Annotated in this window: 5 protein-coding genes and 1 pseudogene; 3 read left to right on the top strand and 3 right to left on the bottom strand. The window is 68.7% G+C overall.

Annotation, left to right across the window (positions count from 1 at the left end):
- The coding region (locus ACRDP3_RS13425) for a DUF6596 domain-containing protein (protein WP_431517142.1) at positions 1 to 519 on the top strand (519 nt) is incomplete at its 5' end.
- Positions 520 to 608: 89 nt separating this feature from the next.
- Here the strand turns inward: ACRDP3_RS13425 and ACRDP3_RS13420 are convergent.
- Both ACRDP3_RS13420 and ACRDP3_RS13415 read right to left on the bottom strand, forming a co-directional pair.
- Positions 609 to 1262: a DsbA family oxidoreductase gene (locus tag ACRDP3_RS13420; protein ID WP_431517141.1), complete on the bottom strand. Its 654-nt coding sequence runs from the start codon at positions 1260 to 1262 to the stop codon at positions 609 to 611.
- Positions 1259 to 1582 (bottom strand): hypothetical protein, encoded by a 324-nt coding sequence (locus ACRDP3_RS13415; RefSeq protein ID WP_431517140.1) that lies wholly within the window; start codon positions 1580 to 1582, stop codon positions 1259 to 1261. Before ACRDP3_RS13415 ends, ACRDP3_RS13420 begins: the two co-directional genes overlap by 4 nt.
- A gap of 177 nt (positions 1583 to 1759) precedes the next feature.
- Between ACRDP3_RS13415 and ACRDP3_RS13410 the strand changes: the two genes are divergently transcribed.
- Both ACRDP3_RS13410 and ACRDP3_RS13405 read left to right on the top strand, forming a co-directional pair.
- Positions 1760 to 2215 carry a hypothetical protein gene (locus ACRDP3_RS13410; RefSeq protein WP_431517139.1) on the top strand — a complete coding sequence of 152 codons (456 nt, stop codon included), beginning with the start codon at positions 1760 to 1762 and terminating at the stop codon, positions 2213 to 2215.
- A 60-nt stretch (positions 2216 to 2275) separates the two neighbouring features.
- On the top strand, positions 2276 to 3115 hold the full coding sequence (locus ACRDP3_RS13405; RefSeq protein ID WP_431517138.1) for a transposase family protein: 840 nt from the start codon (positions 2276 to 2278) through the stop codon (positions 3113 to 3115).
- A gap of 106 nt (positions 3116 to 3221) precedes the next feature.
- On the opposite strand, the pseudogene ACRDP3_RS13400 reads toward ACRDP3_RS13405, so the two are convergent.
- Positions 3222 to 3612 (bottom strand): annotated as a pseudogene (locus ACRDP3_RS13400) (transposase); the annotation flags it as partial.
- Between the last annotated feature and the right edge of the window lie 203 nt (positions 3613 to 3815).

Genomic DNA, 3815 nt, shown 5'->3' with positions numbered 1-3815 from the left:
GCCCGTACCGGTCCGGACGGCGAGCTGGTGCGGCTGGCCGACCAGGACCGAGGCCGCTGGGACCGCGACCTGATCGAGGAGGGCCAGGCCATCGTCCGGCGGTGCCTTCGGCGCGACCGGCCCGGCCCGTACCAGATCCAGGCGGCGATCAACGCCGTGCACAGTGACGCGCCGACCGCGGCCGGCACCGACTGGGGGCAGATCCTGCAGCTGTACGACCAGCTCTCCTCGCTCGCCCCGAGCCCCGTCGTCACCCTCAACCGCGCGGTCGCCGTGGCCGAGGTCGAGGGACCGGAGGCGGGCCTCACCCTCGTCGACGGCCTCGATCTCGACGGCTACTACCTCCTTCACGCAATCCGGGCCGACCTGCTCCGGCGCCTGGGCCGCACTGCCGAGGCCGCGTCGGCCTACGAGGCGGCGATCGCCCGTACGGACAACGCCGCCGAACGCGACTTCCTGCGGCGCGCCCGGCTTGGGGTCTCCCCAGCGCAGCGAGGGGACGCACTCGACCACCCGTAGGCCAGCGGGCCGTGGTGGGCAAAACACCATCCGGCTCGGGTGGCGGCGGGTGCGAGCATGGTCACAGGCATGGCCACGATCTGTGCATCTCAACAACCGTCAACGCCGCAGGCAGGGCCGTGCTCTTGGGGCGGCCGAGCCTGTGCGTCCAGCACCGCATCGCGGATCTGGGCCGCGTCGGGAACCCCCTCGATGCGGTGGCTGGCACCGATGATGAACGTGGGGGCCACGGAGACGCGGTGGGCCGCAGCTGTTCGCAGCGCTTTCCGGTGGGCTTCGCTGTAGGTGCCTTCCTCCAGCGCGGTACGGAATTCCCTCGTATCCAGCTCGAGTTCGCCGGCGATGTCACAGAGGACGTCCAGTTGGCCGATGTCCCGGTTCTCCTGGAAGAAGGCGCTGAGCACGCGCGGGGTGTATTCGGCGGCTTCGCCGTGCTCTGCCGCGTACTGGTAGCCCTCGAAGGCCAGCCGTGTGTAGGGCTGGGGGGAAACGGTGGGGAGGGTGATGTCCACTCCCATCCGGCGGGCCATCGGGTAGACGGCTCGCTTCCAGACGGCCGGCAGATACTCATCCTCCGGCCGGAGCGTGGGCGTGGGGTGCGGGCGCAGCTCGAAGGGCATCCACCGGATGTCGACATCGAGGCCCGCGGTCGCCTGGCGCAAGGGGCTTTCGGCCAGCATGCAGAACGGGCAGACGTAGTCCGACCACACTCTGATGGGGACGCTGTGTGCGGTGGTGGTCATGTCTTCCTCCGGGCGGCGGCAAGGAATTCCTCGAACGGTGTGCGAGCCCCTTCCACGGGCAGCGAGGTGACCTTGACCGGCCACTTCACGGGGTCTTTGGCGAAGACAGCGTAGGAGCCGGCGTAGTCGAAGCCGTACTGTGCCGCGGTCCTGCGGTCTGCCGCGTAGACGATGTGGCCGACGTTGAAGTACAGGGCGGCCATGTAGCACAGGGCGCAGGGTTCGCCGGAGGCGATGAGCGTCGCCCCGGCGGTGGCGTGCACGATGCGGTGGGCGATGGCGGCCCAGTGAGCAGTGTGCATCGTGAAGTTGCAGGTCATGGGGGTGGTGTGCGCGGGCTTCGGGGTGCTCACGCTGGTCGTGGGCTGGTGTCCACGGTGAAGATCGTCTGACGTGTCGGACGGGGCCGTTCTTTGGTTCTGCTGCGCTCGCCGCCCTGCTGCTCCTACGATCCGTGACCGGACCGGTACGCCGGGAGAGTGCGGGAGGTTGCGGGCATGCAGGAACTGGAGCGGATCACAGCTCGCCGGAGTGAACTGGACTCGCTCACCGAGGAGCTGACCAAGCGACTGGAGGAGGCCCAGGTCGAGCGGGAGGAACTGGTGATCGCCGAGCGGGTCCTGAACCGGCTGGCCGAGCAGGACCGGTCCGCGAAGGAGGCCGCCGAGGCCGTCGCCCCTGCTCCCGCCCAGGTGGCAGGGCGGGCGGTGCTGCTGATCCCGCATCGCAGCGACACCGGCGACGAGGCCGCGCTGCCCGGCGACTACTGCAAGATCCTCGCGATCGTCCGTGCCGCTGACGGCCCGGTCCAGGTCAAGGCGGTGGGTGAGGAGCTGGGCCTGGAGGTGACGGCGCGCGGGAAGCTGGAACCGTTGCGGGCGAAGTTGACCAAGCTCGCCGATCGTGGCTGGCTGCACAAACGGCCCGACGGCAAGTTCACCGCACGCTGGTAGCCGAGCCGGAGTTGCGCACTGCAGCGTAACCGACGGGCCCCCGACGGCAGTTGAGTTTGTGTGAAGAAAAACAACGACACCGCCCGGGGCCCTGACGGCCTTGTCTACACCGCCCGCCTGCCGCTGTCGAGCACCACCTTGAACTGGCTCGCCAAGGTGATCCGCGCCCATATGAAGAAGATCGGCTCACGGTGGCGGGCCCTGCCTGCGGGAAAGATCGCGGGCATCGTGCTGGCGGCACTGCGCTGTGACCAGCGGCCGGGTGACCTGGCCGGCGGCAACGGCGTGCACCGCACCACCGTGGGACGGTGGGTCAGGGAAGTCGTGGGCTTGCTTGCCGCCCGAGCCCCGCGCCTGGACCGGGCCCTGAAGAAGATCACCCGGAAGGGTGGCGGAGTGGTGCTGCTGGACGGCACCCTGATCCGCACCCGTCGGCGCACGGGACCGGCCAACCGGAAGAACTACTCCGGCAAGCATAAATGCCACGGCCTGCTCGTGATCGCGCTCACCGACGACCGCGGCCGGCTGATCTGGGTCTCCGCGGTCAGACCCGGACGGACCTCGGAGATCACCGCCTGCCGGCACGACAAGCTCACGCACAAGTTGCGGGCAGCAGGTCTCGGCGCGATCGCCGACCTGGGATTCGTCGGGCTCGACGACAGTGCTCCGGACGCCGACCCCGCGGTGATCACCGGCTACAAGGCCGCCCGGAACCGGCCACTGACGCGCGGACAGAAACTGTCCAACAAGGCACTGGCGGCGGTCCGGGCGCCGGTCGAGCACGGGTTCGCCCACCTGAAGAACTGGCGCGTCCTGGGCAAGATCCGCACCGACCCGACCTGGGCAACCGCCCTGGTGAGAGCCCTGCTCGTCCTCACCAACCGCGAAGTCACCCGGTGACCGATGATCTCGACCGGAGTCACACGCCCACAACCAGCGTGAGCACCCCGAAGCCCCCGCACACCACCCCCATGACCTGCAACTTCACGATGCACACCACTCAATAGTCGGTGATGGTGGAGATGGTCTGCCGGGAGACTTCGGCCAGATGAACCTGGACCTCTCCGGTCGTCAGGCCCTTCGCGGCGAGCGAGATGACCATCTCGTCCATGTCGCTAAGGCGCTTCTGCCGCTTGCGGACGATCTTCGGTTCGAAGGAGCTCTCACGGTCACGGGACACGGCGACCTCGACCGGGCCGATGTCGGTCAGCACCGTCTTTGGGCGGGTGCCGTTGCGGGAGTTGCCGCCGTTCTTCCCCGCCGGGTCGTGCCGGTTGTAGCCGAGATGGTCAGTGACCTCGCCCCTCCAGGGCTGGACTCCAGCAGCCGCTTGGTCAGCTGCCGCAACAGTCCGCCCTCATCAGCCAGTTGAGCCCATCGGCTTGAGCCCGGCCCATCAGCCCCACGACCAACTGCTGGTCCACGGCCTCAGCCCGCAGCGCCTCAGGCGACTCGGCAGCACCGGGCTCGGGGTCCTGACCGGGCTCATGTCGCCGAAGACATCGGCTTGTGCGACAGGGGTCCCATGTGAGGACATCACCTCGCCGGGTGCGCCGAAGAGTCTCGAAGTCCTTGGTAGAGCACGGTTCCGCTCTAATGC

This window comes from Streptomyces sp., from assembly GCF_050698815.1.
Taxonomy (GTDB): domain Bacteria; phylum Actinomycetota; class Actinomycetes; order Streptomycetales; family Streptomycetaceae; genus Streptomyces.
The sequence above is the reverse complement of the archived record's forward strand: the minus strand, read 5'-3'. Positions and strand labels throughout refer to the sequence as shown.